Origin of the sequence: Kribbella soli (assembly GCF_004331345.1) — a bacterium.
Taxonomy (GTDB): Bacteria; Actinomycetota; Actinomycetes; order Propionibacteriales; family Kribbellaceae; genus Kribbella; species Kribbella soli.
The window spans coordinates 2,504,903-2,520,671 of record NZ_SJJZ01000001.1; the positions used below are offsets into that span (position 1 = coordinate 2,504,903).

At 68.2% G+C, this 15,769-nt stretch carries 23 protein-coding genes; 17 read left to right on the forward strand and 6 right to left on the reverse strand.

Translation table 11 applies throughout. The features are described 5' to 3' along the window. The first annotated feature begins 37 nt into the window (after positions 1-37). The gene (locus E0H45_RS12590; RefSeq protein ID WP_131337223.1) at positions 38-919 is read left to right on the forward strand and encodes an alpha/beta fold hydrolase; all 882 of its coding nucleotides are present in this window, start codon (positions 38-40) and stop codon (positions 917-919) included. A gap of 77 nt (positions 920-996) precedes the next feature. Further along, positions 997-1,998, forward strand: a complete 1,002-nt coding sequence (locus E0H45_RS12595) for a hypothetical protein (RefSeq protein WP_131337225.1) — start codon at positions 997-999, stop codon at positions 1,996-1,998. Positions 1,999-2,013: 15 nt separating this feature from the next. Here the strand turns inward: E0H45_RS12595 and E0H45_RS12600 are convergent, their stop codons facing one another. After that, on the reverse strand, positions 2,014-2,598 hold the full coding sequence (locus E0H45_RS12600) for a histidine phosphatase family protein (RefSeq protein ID WP_165546418.1): 585 nt from the start codon (positions 2,596-2,598) through the stop codon (positions 2,014-2,016). Positions 2,599-2,602: 4 nt separating this feature from the next. Then, the gene (locus E0H45_RS12605; protein WP_130386756.1) at positions 2,603-2,947 is read right to left on the reverse strand and encodes a ClpX C4-type zinc finger protein; all 345 of its coding nucleotides are present in this window, start codon (positions 2,945-2,947) and stop codon (positions 2,603-2,605) included. A gap of 106 nt (positions 2,948-3,053) precedes the next feature. Between E0H45_RS12605 and E0H45_RS12610 the strand changes: the two genes are divergently transcribed. The 6 genes from E0H45_RS12610 (at position 3,054) to E0H45_RS12635 (ending at position 6,115) form a co-directional block, all read left to right on the forward strand. Beyond that, entirely contained in the window at positions 3,054-3,461 is a 408-nt protein-coding gene (locus tag E0H45_RS12610; RefSeq protein ID WP_202872268.1) for a hypothetical protein, read from the forward strand. Next, a complete protein-coding gene (locus E0H45_RS12615; protein ID WP_337590405.1) occupies positions 3,458-3,970 on the forward strand; it encodes an AAA family ATPase in 513 nt (170 codons plus the stop codon). The genes E0H45_RS12610 and E0H45_RS12615 overlap by 4 nt, the downstream gene beginning before the upstream one ends. 13 nt (positions 3,971-3,983) lie before the next feature. Beyond that, entirely contained in the window at positions 3,984-4,289 is a 306-nt protein-coding gene (locus tag E0H45_RS12620) for a hypothetical protein (RefSeq protein WP_131337231.1), read from the forward strand. Between the two features lie 32 nt (positions 4,290-4,321). After that, the gene (locus E0H45_RS12625) at positions 4,322-4,696 is read left to right on the forward strand and encodes a hypothetical protein (RefSeq protein WP_131337233.1); all 375 of its coding nucleotides are present in this window, start codon (positions 4,322-4,324) and stop codon (positions 4,694-4,696) included. Between the two features lie 98 nt (positions 4,697-4,794). Further along, positions 4,795-5,637, forward strand: coding sequence for a DUF72 domain-containing protein (locus E0H45_RS12630; RefSeq protein ID WP_131337235.1), 843 nt, complete (start codon positions 4,795-4,797; stop codon positions 5,635-5,637). Positions 5,638-5,656: 19 nt separating this feature from the next. After that, positions 5,657-6,115 carry a hypothetical protein gene (locus E0H45_RS12635; RefSeq protein ID WP_131337238.1) on the forward strand — a complete coding sequence of 153 codons (459 nt, stop codon included), beginning with the start codon at positions 5,657-5,659 and terminating at the stop codon, positions 6,113-6,115. An 11-nt stretch (positions 6,116-6,126) separates the two neighbouring features. On the opposite strand, the gene E0H45_RS12640 is transcribed toward E0H45_RS12635, so the two are convergent. The 3 genes from E0H45_RS12640 to E0H45_RS12650 all read right to left on the reverse strand — a co-directional run bounded on the left by E0H45_RS12640 (position 6,127) and on the right by E0H45_RS12650 (position 8,138). Further along, complete coding sequence (locus E0H45_RS12640) at positions 6,127-6,618, reverse strand: methylated-DNA--[protein]-cysteine S-methyltransferase (RefSeq protein WP_131337240.1); 492 nt, start codon at positions 6,616-6,618, stop codon at positions 6,127-6,129. 37 nt (positions 6,619-6,655) lie between these two features. Next, the gene (locus tag E0H45_RS12645; RefSeq protein WP_131337242.1) at positions 6,656-7,495 is read right to left on the reverse strand and encodes a carbon-nitrogen hydrolase family protein; all 840 of its coding nucleotides are present in this window, start codon (positions 7,493-7,495) and stop codon (positions 6,656-6,658) included. A gap of 319 nt (positions 7,496-7,814) precedes the next feature. Further along, complete coding sequence (locus tag E0H45_RS12650) at positions 7,815-8,138, reverse strand: hypothetical protein (RefSeq protein ID WP_202872269.1); 324 nt, start codon at positions 8,136-8,138, stop codon at positions 7,815-7,817. 92 nt (positions 8,139-8,230) lie between these two features. On the opposite strand from E0H45_RS12650, the gene fgd reads away from it, so the two are divergent. Together fgd and E0H45_RS12660 are read left to right on the forward strand one after the other, a co-directional pair. Continuing rightward, the gene (gene fgd, locus E0H45_RS12655; protein ID WP_131337246.1) at positions 8,231-9,235 is read left to right on the forward strand and encodes a glucose-6-phosphate dehydrogenase (coenzyme-F420); all 1,005 of its coding nucleotides are present in this window, start codon (positions 8,231-8,233) and stop codon (positions 9,233-9,235) included. 10 nt (positions 9,236-9,245) lie between these two features. Next, the gene (locus E0H45_RS12660; protein WP_131337248.1) at positions 9,246-9,821 is read left to right on the forward strand and encodes a GNAT family N-acetyltransferase; all 576 of its coding nucleotides are present in this window, start codon (positions 9,246-9,248) and stop codon (positions 9,819-9,821) included. Between the two features lie 9 nt (positions 9,822-9,830). On the opposite strand, the gene E0H45_RS12665 is transcribed toward E0H45_RS12660, so the two are convergent. Continuing rightward, entirely contained in the window at positions 9,831-10,592 is a 762-nt protein-coding gene (locus E0H45_RS12665) for an IclR family transcriptional regulator (protein WP_131337251.1), read from the reverse strand. Between the two features lie 112 nt (positions 10,593-10,704). Between E0H45_RS12665 and E0H45_RS12670 the strand changes: the two genes are divergently transcribed. The 7 genes from E0H45_RS12670 to E0H45_RS12700 all read left to right on the forward strand — a co-directional run bounded on the left by E0H45_RS12670 (position 10,705) and on the right by E0H45_RS12700 (position 15,683). Next, positions 10,705-11,910 (forward strand): DUF6986 family protein, encoded by a 1,206-nt coding sequence (locus E0H45_RS12670; RefSeq protein WP_238154935.1) that lies wholly within the window; start codon positions 10,705-10,707, stop codon positions 11,908-11,910. A gap of 9 nt (positions 11,911-11,919) precedes the next feature. Continuing rightward, positions 11,920-12,159 carry a thiamine-binding protein gene (locus E0H45_RS12675; RefSeq protein ID WP_131337255.1) on the forward strand — a complete coding sequence of 80 codons (240 nt, stop codon included), beginning with the start codon at positions 11,920-11,922 and terminating at the stop codon, positions 12,157-12,159. Continuing rightward, positions 12,152-12,529 (forward strand): helix-turn-helix domain-containing protein, encoded by a 378-nt coding sequence (locus tag E0H45_RS12680; RefSeq protein ID WP_131337257.1) that lies wholly within the window; start codon positions 12,152-12,154, stop codon positions 12,527-12,529. The genes E0H45_RS12675 and E0H45_RS12680 overlap by 8 nt, the downstream gene beginning before the upstream one ends. An 87-nt stretch (positions 12,530-12,616) precedes the next feature. Then, the gene (gene uraD / locus E0H45_RS12685) at positions 12,617-13,111 is read left to right on the forward strand and encodes a 2-oxo-4-hydroxy-4-carboxy-5-ureidoimidazoline decarboxylase (RefSeq protein ID WP_131337259.1); all 495 of its coding nucleotides are present in this window, start codon (positions 12,617-12,619) and stop codon (positions 13,109-13,111) included. Then, positions 13,108-13,425, forward strand: a complete 318-nt coding sequence (gene uraH, locus E0H45_RS12690) for a hydroxyisourate hydrolase (RefSeq protein WP_131337261.1) — start codon at positions 13,108-13,110, stop codon at positions 13,423-13,425. Before uraD ends, uraH begins: the two co-directional genes overlap by 4 nt. Before the next feature lie 6 nt (positions 13,426-13,431). Then, a complete protein-coding gene (pucL, locus tag E0H45_RS12695; protein ID WP_131337263.1) occupies positions 13,432-14,337 on the forward strand; it encodes a factor-independent urate hydroxylase in 906 nt (301 codons plus the stop codon). A gap of 2 nt (positions 14,338-14,339) precedes the next feature. Further along, positions 14,340-15,683: an 8-oxoguanine deaminase gene (locus tag E0H45_RS12700; RefSeq protein WP_131337265.1), complete on the forward strand. Its 1,344-nt coding sequence runs from the start codon at positions 14,340-14,342 to the stop codon at positions 15,681-15,683. Positions 15,684-15,769: the final 86 nt, after the last annotated feature.

Genomic DNA, 15,769 nt, shown 5'->3' on the forward strand with positions numbered 1-15,769 from the left:
ACGGTGAAACCACCGATTTGCGTGTGAGACTGCGGTGATGGCCGAGTCGTACGTGGTGCTCAACGAAGTAAGGCACTGGGTGCGCGTGGTCGGTGATCCACAGGTGGGTAGGCCGATCGTCGTCGTTCATGGCGGGCCCGGCGGATTCATCTACGACTTCGAGCGGCTGACGGGACCGTTGCTCGAGGAGCTCGGGCCGGTTGTGTACTACGAGCAGCGCGGCTCCGGCCGCAGCGATCAGGACGGGCGGTACGCCGTACCGCTGCTGGTCGACGATTTAGAACAGCTGAGGCGGCATCTCGAGCTACCGCGGATCACGCTGCTCGGCATCTCGTTCGGCGGGGACCTCGCGGCCGAGTACACCGTCGCGCATCCGGACCGGGTCGACCGGCTGATTCTCCAAGGCACCGCGCTGGCCGGCCCGCTCACCCCGTCGCCGTGGGGATCCGGTTTCGAGGCGGTCGCCACCAGCGACGAGATGCGGGCCGCGATCCGTACGGCGGTTGCGGAATCGGGGCCGCGCGCCGTCTGGGACGTCGTCGACCGGCCGACCATCGATCGCTTCCTGTTCCACCAGCCAACGTCGGCCAGGCGGGTCCGCGAACTGTGGGAGGAGAGCGGCCTGATCAACACCGGCGAGATGGCGGCCGCGCTGGCGAAGGAACCGCCGCGGCCGGTGCCACTCGTCGACGAGCTCGCCGCGCTCGACGTACGCGTCCTGGTTCTGATCGGCTTCTGGGATCGCAACGCCGGAGTCGACGCCTGCCGCGACCTGGCCACTCGCCTCCCGCACGCGCACCTTCGCGTCTTCGACGAGAGCGCCCACTTCCCGAACGTCGAGGAGCCCGAGCGGTACGTCGCCGCGATCGCCGCCTTCCGTCACGCGGACCGACGCGGCGGCAACTGCTTCACGTACTGACCACTGCGGTTCCCACGGACGCGTCCCGCCCGTCGCGATCAGGCTCGCGGTCCACATCACAAGCTATGCTGCCGCGAATGAGTTCGGCCGGGTGTGATCACGTCCTCTACGTCGACGACCGCGCTCCGCACGCGGAGCTGCATCTCACCCTCGAGTGTGGTCGGGCCGGTGCTGCGACGAGGCACGACGTCGATGAGGATCATTGCGCGGCGGCGCTCGACGGCTGGTTGCGCGCGAACCCCGGACGGACCGTCGCCGAGCTCCTCGTGACGACGAGCCGGGTTCATCACGGCTCGCTCGGCCCGGTCGTAGACGTCCTCGCCAACCATCGGCCGGAGATCCTTCACCTGGGGCTGGGCGCCCTCACTTTTCCGAGCTTCGACCGCGGCGACTACATCCCGACGGATCTGTCGCGCGACGGGTCCTCGTGGAACCTGTCGGTGCCGCTCAGACGTGTGCTCGAAGCATTGCCGTCTCTCCACGAACTGGTGGTGCAGTGCAACGACATCAACCTGGTGCACGACATCTTCAGCTCGACGCCCCCGCCTCCGTTCCCGGAGATGACACGTCTGCGTTGGCTGGCGTTGCGTGATACGGCCCTCAGTCCAGCCGTGGTCTCCGCACTGGGTGCGAGTTCCTTTCCACAGCTCGAGTCTCTCGAGCTGTGGCTCGGACGGTTCGGGTACAGCTGGGGCGGCTCGGCGCGGGACCTGATCCCGCTGCTGAACGGCACCGGATTCGGGAACCTTCGGCACCTGACGCTTGTCAGCGACCTGGAAGACGCGCTGGTCGACGTGCTCGCCGAGAGCGAGCTCATCGCACGGTTGGAGACGCTCAGGCTGCCGTTCGGCATCCTCGGCGCATCCGGGGCGTTGCGTCTGCGCGACCGCTGGTCCGCATTCAGCAACCTGCGCCGGTTCGACGTCACGGGGAACGCGATGACCGCCGCCGCGGCTCGTGCACTCCGCGAGACCGCGCCCGATGTCGTGTCTTTGGGGGACCAACGGATCCGGGTCGACGAGGAGCCGTACTTCGCGCCGCCGCTGGTCGGCCTCTTCGATTCCTGGCGTGGTCGCTGACGCGCGCGGCACTGATCACGCGGGTTGACGTGGCAGGAACGGCTCTGCGGGATCGGGCTGTACGGCGTCCTGCAGGTTGATCTCATGTACGCCGCAGAACTCGACGCGGCGCGCGTCCGTGAGTGCCTCGATCACCATGCTGTGGCAGACGGCAACGAACGGTTCGTCGTCGACGGCGGCCTGTCGATGGAGCGCTCCGAGCGCGCGTCGACGTACCGAGGACTGCGGCTCCCACGTACGCGTCTCGCCCGGCGGCCACTCACCGTCGTGACGGTGGAAGTCTTCGGTCGCCGCGATCGCCTCCGCCGACCGCCAGGAAAGCGTCGCATCCGGAAGCCACTCGCGAAGATCGAACTCGACCGCCGTCAACGGAAGCCGTGTCTCCGCCGCGATCAGGCTCGCGGTCTGCATCGCCCGCGTCATCGGCGAAGCAACAATGCGCCGCGCCCCGCAGTCCCGCAGCCGACGCCCGGCCGCCTTCGCCTGCTCGATCCCCGCCGCGGACAACGGCGAAAGGTCGCGCGCCGGCCCCCACCAGCCCTCCGCGTTCAACTGACTGCCGTCGACCTCGCCGTGCCGAAGGAGCAACACCCGAGTCACTCGCTCACTCCTCACCCGAGAAGCGTTCCCAGGCGGACTGCCGGCTGATGCCGAGGGCCTCGCCGATCCGGGCCCAGGTGACCGAGCGGGAGCGCAGACGCAGTACCCGATCCTGTACGGCGGCCTCGACCTGCCCGCGCGACTTGTCGAGCCGAACCATGTCGGCCAGCAACTCCTCGTCACTCTTCCCGTCCAGCGGCGGGAACGACGGAATCGGCTGCTCGTTGATCACCTGCACCGACAGGTCGACGCACTCGTTGCAGATGAACACCCCAGGACCGGCGATCAACCGCTCGATCTCGTCCTTGGTCTTCCCGCAGAACGAGCACCGCAACACGTTGTCCGGCATCCCCAACCTCCTCATGTGTCAGGGCTTCCCTGACACATTTGTCAGGCTAAACCTGACAAGCACATGGGTCAACCGGCGAGGCAGAATCTGCGGGGTGGATTTGTTCGTGCGGTATCAGAGTCCGGTGCCGGATCGGCGCGGGCGGCGGATCGGGATCTTCGGGTTGGTGAACATGCTCGGCAATCGCGGGTATCTGAGTGCGGAGGAGGAACGGTTCCGGCGTACGACGAACGACTGGTACGACGCGACGTACACGAATCCGACGACCGTCGACCCGACCGTCTACGAGGACAATCTGCTGGCGGCCGCGTGGTTCAAGACGTCGGCCGCGTTCCTGACGGAGCCGATCCCCGGATACCTGGCGATCCTTGCCGCGCACAACCTCCCGTGCGAACGGTACGAGTCGGCCGCGCCGGGGCGGGTGCTCTACGAGGATGAGCACCAGGTGGTCGTCGTACCGCACGAGGACCTCGCCTTCACCTCGATGATGTGGCTCCGCCCCAAGCTGCCATGAGGTTGGTGTATCTGACGGGCTCCTCCGGGGTTGGGAAGACGGCCGTGGGCGAGGAGCTGCGGCGGCGGGGGTACGCCGTGTATGACGTCGACGCGGACGGGTTGGCGCGCTGGTTCGAGAACGGGACAGGGGTCGAGGTGCGGATGCCGTCGTACCGCGACGATGCGTGGTTCGCCGAGAACACGTACCGGCTGCCGGTCGAGACCGTGCGGCGCATCGCGGACGCCGGTGGGCTCGCGTTCATCTGCGGGACGGTCGGCAACGACAACGAGATCTGGGACCTGTTCGACACGGTCATCAGCCTCAGCGTCGACGCCGCCACCTTGCGCCGACGGCTCGTGGGTCGGCGTGGTGCATTCGGATCGAGCGGCCCGGAGTTGGAGCGCGTGCTCGCGTGGCATGCGCAGGTCGACGCCGACAACAGCCGGTACGGCGCTCTGTTGGTCGACGCGAACGCCTCAATCCCTGAAGTCGCCGACCACGTACTCGACGCACTCGGCATTCGCTGATAGTTGTCGGCGCATGACAGATGACTGGGAACAGTCGGAATTGCCGCGACGGATCGTGGGGCTGCTGGCGGAGCTGCAGTCCTTGGGTGCGCTGGCGGATGCGCTCGACGTGACGGATGCTCGCGTGCTCTGGTACCTCGGGAAGCTGCGCACGTCCGGGCGCGTGGTGGAGGACGCCGGCGTCTGGCGGCGTACGGAGACCGGCGCAGCGTTGGCCGAGAGCCCAGGCAAGGTCGATCGCGCCGCAACCCCGAAGTACGGCTTCCGGTGGGTCCTCACTCCCGTCGACCTTCACCCCCTGGACGACGTCTCGGGGTGAAGTCGGCTGGTGGATCACTTACCGTGATCCTCATGGCGTTTGGTGCGAAGGGGAGCAAGGGGGAGTCGTTCCTTGCGGTGGTGGTTGGTGGTGGGGCGGCGTTCGGGCTGGTGGTGCTCACGTCGCGGGCGTGGAAGGCGTGCCACGTGGACGTCACCGGGAGCGTGCCGAACGGGCTGACGCTGCTGTTCCTCGGCGTACCGATCGCGCTGATCGTCAACCTGGTGCTGTTCACCCTCGTCTTCCGGTACGCCGGGAAGGCGTTCCTGTTCTCGCTGATCGCCGCCGCCATCGCGATCGCGATCGCCGACCTCGCCCTGTTCTCCTGGCAAGGCACCCCAGCCGCCTCCCCCGGCACCTGCCCCGGCAACGTCCCACCGTGGTGGCCAACCTGGATCCCCACCTGACCGCCAGCCCATCCCAATCACGCCGCCACCGACGCCGTCAGGCGTGAGCGCGCACGATCGCCGCAATTGTGATGGCCTGGCGGGACCATAATCGAGGGATGACGCGCTGGTCGGACTCTCCGTACCGAGTAGGGATCTCGGGGTGGCGCTATCCGCCGTGGCGGAAGGTCTACTACCCGGACGGGCTGCCGCAGCGTGCCGAGCTCGAGTACGCGTCTTCCCGGCTGAACTCGATCGAGCTGAACGGCTCGTTCTACGCCCTCCAGCGCCCGGAGTCGTACCAGCGCTGGTACGCCGAGACGCCCGACGGCTTCGTGTTCTCGGTCAAGGGCCCGCGGTTCGTCACGCACCTGAAGCGACTGGCCGACGTCGACGCGCCGCTGGCGAACTTCTTCGCGTCCGGGGTCCTTGCATTAGGCAACAAGCTCGGTCCGGTGCTCTGGCAGCTGCCGCCGAACTTCCGGTACGACGCGGAGCGGTGTGCGAACTTCTTTGCCCAGTTGCCGCGCACCACAGCCGAAGCGGCCGAACATGCCAAGCGTCACGACGAACGGATGGAGGGTCGCGCGCTGCTCGAGCCGGCCGTCGACGGGCCGCTTCGGTACGCGATCGAAGTACGGCACGAGAGCTTCAAGACCGAAGGGTTCGTCGAGCTCGCACGGGAGCACGACATCGCGGTGGTCTGCGCGGACACCGCGGGCAAGTGGCCGATGTTCGACGACGTCACGGCCGACTTCGCGTACGTCCGGTTGCACGGCGCCGAGGAGCTCTACGTGAGCGGGTACGACGACAAGTCGCTCGACCACTGGGCGCGCAAGGTCCGCTCCTGGAAGTGCGACACGTTCGTGTACTTCGACAACGACGCCAAGGTGCATGCGCCGTACGACGCCGAGCGGCTGTCCGAGCGCCTCGGGATCAGTTCGCCCGCCGCCGAAGTGTGAGGGCCTTAGCGTCGGCCACATGACACAGAACCCCGGAGAACTCGTCGAGCAAGCCGTCGAGCGGTCTCTCAAACTGATCGTCACCTGGCCGGCCTGGGACGGCGAACCGCGGACGTCCGACGACGACCGCATCTTCACGCCGCACAAGGCGGTTCGCCGGATCGCCGACCACCTGATCGATCACCTGGCCGAGGTCGAGGCGCTGCTGGCCGGCGTACCGACGCAGCCCGACGAGTGGCACGCGAGCGCACTCACGTCAGCCGCGGACCTCGCGCCGTTCACCGAGGAGGACGTCCGCGAGGCCGAGCAGCGACTGCAGCGGCTCGGGCGGACCTTCGCACTGCGGTACGCCGCCCTCGACCCGGCCGAGTGGGACAAGGACCGCACCCCCAACTGGACCCTCCGCCAGATCACCGAACACCTCACCGAACTCGACTGGTACGCCGCCCAGGTCGGCGACCTGTCACAAAAGGACTAGTTACAAAGCAACTAGAACAATCGAGCGCCGACCGGCTCCTCCAGGTTCAGGAGGAACTGCTTCCGCCTGAGACCCCCGGCGTACCCGGTGAGCGATCCGTCCTTCCCGATCACCCGATGGCACGGGACGACGATCGACAACGGGTTCTGCCCGACCGCCTTGCCCACCGCCTGCGCCGGCTCCCCGAGCCGCGCCGCGATCTCGCCGTACGTCGTCGTCTCGCCGAACGGGATCTCCTCGAGCACCGACCAGACCCGGCGCTGGAACTCATCGCCCTCCAGTCGACTCGGCAGGTCGAAGGTGCGCCGCGAGCCGCCGAAGTACTCCTCCAACTGCTCGACGACGACGGCGATGAGCGGGTCGGACGCCTCGACCCGCTCACCCAGCGTCTCCGCCGTCGGCTTCACCCAGTGGTGCGGAAAGTAGACGCCGACCAGCACGTCCTCCGACACCACCACCGTGAGCTCCCCGATCCGGGTACTGACCACCGCATGCCTGTTCATGCCTATGGAACGCGCCAGCACCCGGACCTGTGAGGGCTTACGAGTTGATGCGCTCCCGCGTACGACGACGGAACTCCCGGCCGACCTGCGTCGTCTCGGCGTGGTGCACGTCGGTCACCGCAAGTGCCGGCGATCCATCCAGTGGGGCCTGCGCTACCCACTCGCCCCGGGGATCGACAACCCCCGCCGCCAGCCCGGCCTCGGGGCTCGCCGGCACGGCGAGGCTGATCCAGGACGTGTTGTTCACCGCGCACCCACGCGCCTGCACCGCGATGTGCTCATGTCCCGAGACGCGGTGTGTCGCGTACGACACCAGGACGCCGTCGGCGCCGAGCCCGTCGTACTCCACGAAGAGCTCCGGGAACAGAACATCCAGTCCGAGCGCAAGCCCGAACCGGAACCCGTCCACGTCGAACGTCACCGGCTGCTTCCCCGGCGTGTACATCCACTTCACCTTGGTGGTCGACAGCGTGCGCTCGTCGTACCGGGCGACAACCTTTCCCTCGTCGGACACGACGTACATGCTGTTGTGCGGGCGCCCCTCCGGCAGCTGGTGCACCGAGGGGATCACCACCCAGATCCCGAGCTCCCGCGCGAGTGCGTTGATCTGGTCGAGCTCGGACTGCAGCACCGACCACTGTGCCTTGGTCCAATCGGAGGCGCCCACTTCGTCCGGGCCGAGCGACGACATGATGCTTTTGCTCGGGAAGCAGATCGCGCCCTCGGTGAAGTGCACCAGGCGGGCGCCGGCTGCGGCCGCCTGCCTCATGAAGTCGCGGAGTTCGGCACCGCCCGCGCGCAGCTCGTCGGCGTTCGTCGGGTCGTGGCGCATCGTCGACTGGACGACGGCGAACCGCAGTGTGGTTTCTTCCGGCATGTCTGGTTCTCCTTGTGGAGTCGGACGGAAGTGCCGGAGGGCAGTCGTGTAGGACTCGCCGGTTTTCGCGGCGCGGGCTCGTACCCGCTGTTTGAAGTTCCTGTGCGCTGTCATCTGGCCTTCCACGCACTCGCACGCGATCCCCCAGCGATCCCGTCGAGGCGGCAGACCAGGACGAGCGGCCCGAGACAGGAAGTCCCTTTGCCTTCTCACTGTGACCGCGCTGGGGCCGGTCGACGAAGGTGAGGCGCGGGCCGCGCCGGACCAACATCCTCGCCGACCGCCACCAGCAGAGTCAACCAAGCGCGACGGCGTGCCGTCAGCGCAGGTGTAGGTCGTCGGCAGCGTCCATCGCGACCCCGACGAGCTCCGGGCTGAGGTCGACGACGGTGTTCCCGTCGGCGTCGACCTGCCCGCGTTTGGCGATCGTGAGACCGATCAGTGCGAGCGTTCCGGCGCGTTGGCGACGTACCCGATCTTCCGGGCGCTCCGGCTCCGGTACGGCGTCCTCGGCGTCCCGCTGCCACGCGGCGACAGCCCGCTCGGCGAGTGCCGCCGGCACTGTCACCTGGATCGTCGGCAGCTGCGCTGCGCGGAACGTCGTACCGATCAGACCTAACACTCGGGCTTCACTTGCATTCACGATTCTGGATGTTAGCGACCTCGGGCGGCATAAAGTCGGACCGGGGCGCGGTTGTGTTCCGGAGTACGCGCAGACGACGTTTGGAGCAGAGGGTGAGCATTCGGGTCGGGTACAAGGCTTCGGCGGAGCAGTTCGGGCCGCGGGATCTGGTGGAGTACTCCGTTCGGGCCGAGGAGCTCGGGCTCGACAGTGTGACCGTGTCGGACCATTTCCTGCCGTGGCGGCACGAGGGCGGCCACGCGCCGTTCGCGCTCGCCTGGCTGGCGGCGGTCGGCGAGCGGACCAACCGGGTGCTGCTCGGTACGTCGGTGCTCACGCCGACGTTCCGGTACAACCCGGCGGTGATCGCGCAGGCGTTCGCGACGCTTGGCGAGCTGTACCCGGGGCGTGTGATGCTCGGCGTCGGCACCGGCGAGGCGCTGAACGAGATCGCGGTGTCGGGGCGGGAGTGGCCCGAGTTCAAGGAGCGGTTCGCCCGGCTGCGGGAGGCCGTGCAGCTGATCCGCGACCTGTGGACGAAGGACGGTGTCAGCTCCGAGGGTCCGTACTACAAGACCGTCGACGCGTTCATCTACGACCGCCCGGAGACCCCGCTGAAGGTGTACGTCGCCGCGGGCGGTCCGCTCGTCGCGCGGTACGCCGGGCGCGCCGGTGACGGGTTCATCGCGACGTCCGGCAAGGGGATGGAGCTCTACACGGAGCAGCTGATTCCCGCCGTACGCGAAGGGGCCGAGAAGGCCGGGAAGAAGTTCGAGGACGTCGACCGGATGCTCGAGGTCAAGCTCTCGTACGACCGCGACCCGGCATTGGCGCTGGAGAACACCCGGTTCTGGGCGCCGCTGTCGTTGACCGCGGAGCAGAAGCACAGCGTCACCAGCGCGACCGAGATGGAGCGGCTCGCCGACGAGCTGCCGATCGAGCAGGTCGCGAAGCGGTGGATCGTGGCGTCGGACCCGGAGGAGGCCGTGAAGCAGCTCCAGCCGTACCTGGACGCCGGCTTCAACCACTTCGTCGTACACGGTCCGGGGAACGACCAGGAGCGCTTCCTCACGCAGTTCACCGAGGATGTCCTTCCGCTGCTGCGCAAGCTGGGCTGACAATCACCCCGTGGCCGAATACGAGATCGTTCAGGAAGGTGACCCGCGGTGCGCCGAGCTCGAAGCAGCCGGGTACCGCGTGGTCGCCGAGTCCTGGGCGGTCCGGCTGTTCGACCCGGACCGTGAGCTGCTGGAGACCGCCGTACGCCGGGCGACCGCCGGCGGACTGACGCTCCGCGAACTCGGGTCCGAGTCAGCCGCGGATCTGCACGCGCTGGAGAAGACGAACGAGTCGGACTATCCCTACACGCCCGCGACCAACCGCATGGTCGGGGAGCTCGCCGATGTCGCGGGCTTGTGGCCGGAGCATCGGGTCTTCGGCGCCTTCGACGGTAACCGCCTGGTCGGCGCGACGGTGATGCGCGAGAAGGACGGCTTCGGCGACACCGCCTTCACGTCGGTCCTAGCCACCCACCGCCGCCGCGGCGTAGCCCAGGCCGTCAAGGCCGCCTCGATCCTCGCCTTCCTGGACATCGGCATCAGCCGCTTCAGCACCGGCGGAGCCGCCGCCAACCAAGCCAGCCTCCAGGCCAACCAGTCCCTCGGCTACCAACTAACCGAACAATGGCGCACCTACGCCCCCTGACCCCTCGTTTCAGTGGAGGTCGTCGGAGAGGGATTTGGCGGCTTGGGTCAGGAGGGGGATGGCTTGTTCTACCAGGGATTCGGTCATGCGGCCGGCCGGGCCGGAGATGGAGATGGCTAGCGGGGTGGGGGCGTCGGGGACGGCTACTGCGACGCAGCGGACGCCGACTTCCTGTTCGCCTTCGTCCATCGCGTAGCCGGCGTCGGAGGCCTGGTGGAGCTGGGTGGTGAAGGCGTCGGGCGTGATGATCGTGTTGTCGGTGTGTCTCGGCATGCCGGTGCGGTGCAGGAGGTCGCGGACCGCGGCGTCGGGGAACTGGGCGAGGATCGCCTTGCCGACCGCGGTGCAGTGCGGCAGGACGCGGCGGCCGACCTCGGTGAACATGCGCATCGAGTGCCGCGACGGCACCTGCGCGAGGTACACGATCTGGTCGCCGTCGAGCATCGCCATGTTGGCGGACTCGCCGAGCTCGTCGACGAGCCGGGCCAGATGCGGCCGGGCGAACACACTCAGCATGTGCGACGAACTCTCCCCGAGCCGGATCAGCTTCGGTCCGAGCACGTACTGCCGCGACGGCTCTTGACGCAGGTAGCCGAGGTCGACCAAGGTGCGAACCAGCCGGTGGATCGTCGGCAGCGGCAGGCCGGAGGCCGCGGCCAGCTGGGACAGGCCCATCATCCCGCCCGCGTCAGCCATCGTCTCGAGCAGCCCGAAGGCCCGCTCGATGGACTGCACGCTGCCGGTGCGTCCCTTGCCGTTCGTCTCCGCCATGACAACCACCTTTCCGGATCACGGAAGTTTAGCGCCAGATCCCGGAAGCGCGACTGCTTGTATCTTCCGCAAGGTAGATATTAGTCTCCACAATACGGAAAAGGAGGCGGCAGTGAGCCTGGATGATCTGGTGACCGAGCTTGACCGGCGGCTGGTGGCCGCGGATGCGGCGCTGACCGCGGACTATCGCGGCGATCGCGGGGTCCGGCAGCCGGTCCACACCGTGTACGTTCCGGCCGACCGGTACGACGTACGCACAGTGGAGGACTGGGGTGCGCAGGCACGCGCGGCCCTCGACAAGTACGGCGGATCCGCGGCGGAGCTCGCGACGGTGCTGGATCTGCCCGACGAACTCGCGGACGACGTGTACGACCGCGTGCGGGCCAAGCTCGAGCGCGAGCCGATCGAGGACCTCCGCATCGACTTCGAGGACGGCTACGGCAACCGGCCGGACGACGAGGAGGACGCCGCGGCGATCGCGGCCGCCCAGGTCTTCGCAGCCGGCAAGCAGACGCCGTACCAAGGCTTGCGGATCAAGTCGCTCGAAGCGCCGACCAGGCGTCGTAGTGTGCGGACGCTCGACCTCTTCCTCAAGCACCTGGGCGCGATCGACGACGGCTTCGTCATCACGCTCCCGAAGGTGACGTCGGTCGAGCAGGTCGAAGCGATGGTGCTCGTCCTCGAGACGCTCGAGCGCCAAGGCTCGTTGCCGCCGCTGAAGTTCGAGATCCAGGTCGAGACGCCGCAGGCGATCCTCGGCGCGGACGGCACCGCGCTGATCGCCCGGATGATCAAGGCCGGCGGTGAGCGCGTGACCGGTCTGCACTACGGCACCTACGACTACTCCGCCTCGCTCGGCGTCGCGGCGGCGTACCAGAGCATGGAGCATCCGGTCGCCGACCACGCGAAGGACGTCATGCAGTTGGCCGCGGCCGGCACCGGCGTGTTCGTATCCGATGGTTCGACCAACGTTCTTCCGGTCGGCGACGCGGTCCACGACGCCTGGCGCCTGCATTTCCGGCTGGTACGTCGTTCGCTCGCACGCGGCATCTACCAGGGCTGGGACATGCACCCTGCCCAACTCCCGACTCGCTTCGCGGCGACGTACCTGTTCTACCGGGAAGGCTTCGACCAGGCCGCGCAACGTCTCCGCGCGTACCTAGGCGAGGGCGAGTCCGGCTACCTCGACGAGCCCGCAACGGCCGCCGCCCTCGCTGGTTTCGTCCTGCGCGGCATCGAGTGCGGCGCGATCGAGACGTCGGAGTTCGACACCACCGACCTCGCCAAACTGGCGCGCCGAGCAGTCCCGGAGAGCTAGCCTCGCGACATGCGACTCGTTGCGGAGTTCACCACGGAACCCTTCGATGTGGAGGGGTCGCCGCCTGCGCACGCCACTGAGGCGTTGCGGGCGGCGGAGGCAGCCGGGCTCGACTGCGAGTTCGGCCCACTCGGTACGCAGGTCAGCGGCGAGCAGCATCTTCTGCTGCCGGCGCTCCCGAAGGTGCTCGAGGCAGCGTTCGCCGGCGGCGCGAGCCAGGTGACCTTGCAGGTACGGCGCGATGCCTGAACAGCACCCGCTGGTGCAGGCGATCACGCCGCTCGTCGAGCGGCTGAACGCACAACTCGTCGACGCTGCGGAGGCCCGCGCGGACGACGTGACCCTCGCCTGGGACGGCAAGCCCGTGGTCGCCGTACGCCTGCCCTCCAAGACTCCCAAGCCGTCCGAGAAGGAAGGTGGCGTGCAGAGTCTGCTGGCCGGTGTCGCCGACGAACTGGGCGGACCGTTGCGCGACCTGTCGCGGCATGACAAGCAGCAGGCCGTGCTGCTGCTGGAGGCGCGCGGAGCCTTCGAGTACCGCAAGTCGGCCGAGATCGTCGCCGAGGCGCTCGGCGTCACGCGCTTCACCGTCTACAACTACCTGAACCGCGCTCGCTGATTTTCAACAAACTGTTGACGACAAGCCTGCTGCCTGCCACTCTCGTCATACGGAAAGTCGATTTCGGGATTCGAGAAGGTGTGATCCGTGGACCTGCAGGAGTTCAACTCCGCTCCGACCGGCCGGCTCCGGCCGGCGCTGGCGGCCTGCTGTGACGTGCCCCGCTGGGTCGACGCGATCCTGGCCAAGCGGCCGTACGGCGATCTCGCCGCGCTGACCGCGGTCGCCGACCAGTCGTTGCGGGAGCTCGACGACAACGAGGTCGATCGCGCGCTGCAGGCGCACCCGCGGATCGGTGACCGGCCGCAGGGGGCGGGCACCGAGGCCGCCTGGTCGCGGAACGAGCAGGCGGGTGTCGGCGACGACGCCGGCGTCCGGCAGGAGCTTGCCGATGGCAACCGTCAGTACGAGGTGCGGTTCGGCCGGGTGTTCCTGATCTGCGCCACGGGGTTGTCGGCGGCGCAGATGCTGGACAGCCTGCGGACCCGCCTCACGCACGACGACGCGACCGAGGCAACCGTCGTACACGAGGAGCTGCGCAAGATCGCGCTGCTCCGGCTGAGCAAGGTGGTGGCGGCATGAGTTCTCTGTCCACGCACGTCCTGGACACCGCGCTGGGGCGACCGGCGCAGGGTGTTCCGGTCCGGCTGTACGACGGTGACGCCGTCCTCGCGACCGGTACGACGGACGCCGACGGGCGGATCGGGGAGCTCGCACCGGCGTTGGAGCACGCGACGTACCGGCTCTGGTTCGACGTCGCGGCGTACGCGGAAGCCACCGGCCAGGACATCTTCTTTCCCGAGGTCTCCGTGACCTTCACGGTCGCCGACGAGCGGCACTACCACGTCCCGTTGCTGCTCAGCCCGTTCGCGTTTTCCACCTACCGAGGGAGCTGACCTCAGATGGCCATCCACCTGGGAGCCAACCAGTACGGCAAAGCCGAGAACCGCGTCGTCCGCATCTACCGTGACACGCCCCGCCACCAGATCCGCGACCTGAACGTGTCGACCGCGCTCCGCGGCAACTTCGAGGACGCGCACACGACCGGCGACCAGTCCGACGTACTGCCGACCGACACGCAGAAGAACACCGCGTTCGCGTTCGCCAAGGAGAAGGGCATCGGTGCGATCGAGGACTACGCGCTGACGCTCGGCGCGCGCTTCCTGGACGCGTCGCCGGCCGCGGAGGGTGCTCGGATCGAGGTCGAGGAGTACGCCTGGGAGCGGATCCAGGTCGACGGTCAGGATCACGACCACTCGTTCGTCCGGACCGGCGGCGGCGTGCGGAACACGGTCGTCAACGTGGAGGGCCGGGGCGCGGAGCGGAAGTCTTACGTCGTGTCAGGGATCAGCGATCTCGTCGTACTGAAGTCGACCGGGTCGGAGTTCCACGGGTTCCTGAAGGACGAGTACACGACGCTGCCGGAGACGAACGACCGGATCCTGGCGACGTCGCTGGTCGCGCGGTGGCGCTACGACCACACAGAGGTCGACTGGGACAAGTCGTACGACGAGATCAAGGGACTGCTGCTCTCGCGCTTCGCCACGATCCACAGTCTTGCGTTGCAGCAGACGTTGTACGGCATGGGCGAGGCGGTGCTGGAGCAGCACCCGGAGGTTGCCGAGATCAAGTTCTCGGCGCCGAACAAGCACCACTTCCTGGTCGACCTGTCCCCGTTCGGCGTCGAGAATCCCGGTGAGGTGTTCATCGCCGCCGATCGCCCGTACGGCCTGATCGAGGCGACCGTGACGCGCGACGACGCCAGCGACGCCGGCAGTGCCTGGCACGCGACACCCGGGTTCTGCTGACCATGTCGAGGATCGTGGTCGAGGGCGCCTACGTGGCGACCCTCGATCCGGCCCGCCGCGAGTTCACCGGCCACGTAGTTGTCGAGGGCAACCGTATCGTCGCGGCCGGTCCAGGGTCTGCTCCGGCGTACGACGATGCTCGCGTCGTGGACGGACGCGGCTGCCTGGTCACGCCGGGGTTCGTGAACACGCACCAGCACCTGTACCAATGGGTCACGCGAGGTCTCGCCGCAGACTCGACCCTCTTCGAGTGGCTGACGACGCTGTACCCGGTGTGGGCGCGGATCTCTGAGGAGACCGTGTACGTCGCGGCGCGGGCGGCACTCGCCCAACTCGCGCGCACCGGCTGCACGACTGTCGCCGATCACCACTACGTCTTTCCCCGCGACGGTGGCGATCTGCTCGCCGCGGAGATCGCCGCGGCGAGTGAGATCGGGCTGCGGTTCCATCCGGCCCGTGGGTCGATGGACCGAGGTCAGAAGGACGGCGGGTTGCCGCCCGACTCCGTGGTCGAGAACCGCGACGAGATCCTGATCGCAACCGAGGCCGCGATCGACCGCTGGCACGATCCGGCCCCCGACTCGATGCTGCAGATCGTGGTCGCGCCGTGCTCTCCGTTCAGCGTGAGCGGCGAGCTGATGCGCGAGTCCGCGGAGCTGGCGCGACGGCGCGGGGTGCGGATGCACACCCATCTCGCCGAGACCACGGACGAGACGGACTGGTGCCGGGAGACGTTCAACTGCACGCCTCTCGAGTACGCCGACCGTCTCGGGTGGACCGGTCCGGACGTCTGGTTCGCGCACGGGATCCACTTCGACGACGCGGAGATCAAGCACCTGGGCAGCACCGGCACCGGCGTCGCCCACTGCCCGAGCTCGAACGCCCGCCTCGGCGCCGGCATCGCCCGTACGGCGGACCTCCGCGCGGCCGGCTCTCCTGTCGGCCTGGGGGTAGACGGTGCCGCGAGCAACGAATCCGGCAGCCTGGTGGAGGAACTGCGCCACGCCCTGCTCTTCGCCCGCGCCCGCGGCGGCCCGCAGGCACTGACCGTCCGCGCCGCCCTGGAGATGGCGACCCTGGACGGCGCCCGCATCCTGGGCCGCTCCGACGACATCGGCTCGATCGAACCCGGCAAACAAGCCGACCTAGCCGTGTGGAACCTGAACACCCTCCCGCACGCCGGCATCCCCGACCCGATCGCGGCGCTGGCCCTCTCTACGCCCCCGCCCCTAGCCCTCCTCCTCGCCAACGGCCGCCCCGTCGTAGAGCACGACGTACTCCAAACCGCCGACGAGGTCACCCTCGCGACCCAAGTCGCCCGTACCCAAGCCGCCCTCCTCGCCTGACTCGCGATAACCCCCGGGGACTGGGAACTAGCAATAGCCAGTTCCCAGTCCCCGGGGGTTATCCACAGTTGTGCGATCGCCGGTCC

Coding starts and splice junctions, on each gene's coding strand:
- E0H45_RS12590 (WP_131337223.1), top strand. CDS start 38: ATGGCCGAGTCGTACGTGGTGCTCAACGAAGTAAGGCACTGGGTGCGC.
- E0H45_RS12595 (WP_131337225.1), top strand. CDS start 997: ATGAGTTCGGCCGGGTGTGATCACGTCCTCTACGTCGACGACCGCGCT.
- E0H45_RS12605 (WP_130386756.1), bottom strand. CDS start 2,947: ATGCCGGACAACGTGTTGCGGTGCTCGTTCTGCGGGAAGACCAAGGAC.
- E0H45_RS12615 (WP_337590405.1), top strand. CDS start 3,458: ATGAGGTTGGTGTATCTGACGGGCTCCTCCGGGGTTGGGAAGACGGCC.
- E0H45_RS12620 (WP_131337231.1), top strand. CDS start 3,984: ATGACAGATGACTGGGAACAGTCGGAATTGCCGCGACGGATCGTGGGG.
- E0H45_RS12625 (WP_131337233.1), top strand. CDS start 4,322: ATGGCGTTTGGTGCGAAGGGGAGCAAGGGGGAGTCGTTCCTTGCGGTG.
- E0H45_RS12630 (WP_131337235.1), top strand. CDS start 4,795: ATGACGCGCTGGTCGGACTCTCCGTACCGAGTAGGGATCTCGGGGTGG.
- E0H45_RS12635 (WP_131337238.1), top strand. CDS start 5,657: ATGACACAGAACCCCGGAGAACTCGTCGAGCAAGCCGTCGAGCGGTCT.
- E0H45_RS12640 (WP_131337240.1), bottom strand. CDS start 6,618: ATGAACAGGCATGCGGTGGTCAGTACCCGGATCGGGGAGCTCACGGTG.
- E0H45_RS12645 (WP_131337242.1), bottom strand. CDS start 7,495: ATGCCGGAAGAAACCACACTGCGGTTCGCCGTCGTCCAGTCGACGATG.
- E0H45_RS12665 (WP_131337251.1), bottom strand. CDS start 10,592: ATGGCGGAGACGAACGGCAAGGGACGCACCGGCAGCGTGCAGTCCATC.
- E0H45_RS12675 (WP_131337255.1), top strand. CDS start 11,920: ATGCGACTCGTTGCGGAGTTCACCACGGAACCCTTCGATGTGGAGGGG.
- E0H45_RS12680 (WP_131337257.1), top strand. CDS start 12,152: ATGCCTGAACAGCACCCGCTGGTGCAGGCGATCACGCCGCTCGTCGAG.
- uraH (WP_131337261.1), top strand. CDS start 13,108: ATGAGTTCTCTGTCCACGCACGTCCTGGACACCGCGCTGGGGCGACCG.
- pucL (WP_131337263.1), top strand. CDS start 13,432: ATGGCCATCCACCTGGGAGCCAACCAGTACGGCAAAGCCGAGAACCGC.
- E0H45_RS12700 (WP_131337265.1), top strand. CDS start 14,340: ATGTCGAGGATCGTGGTCGAGGGCGCCTACGTGGCGACCCTCGATCCG.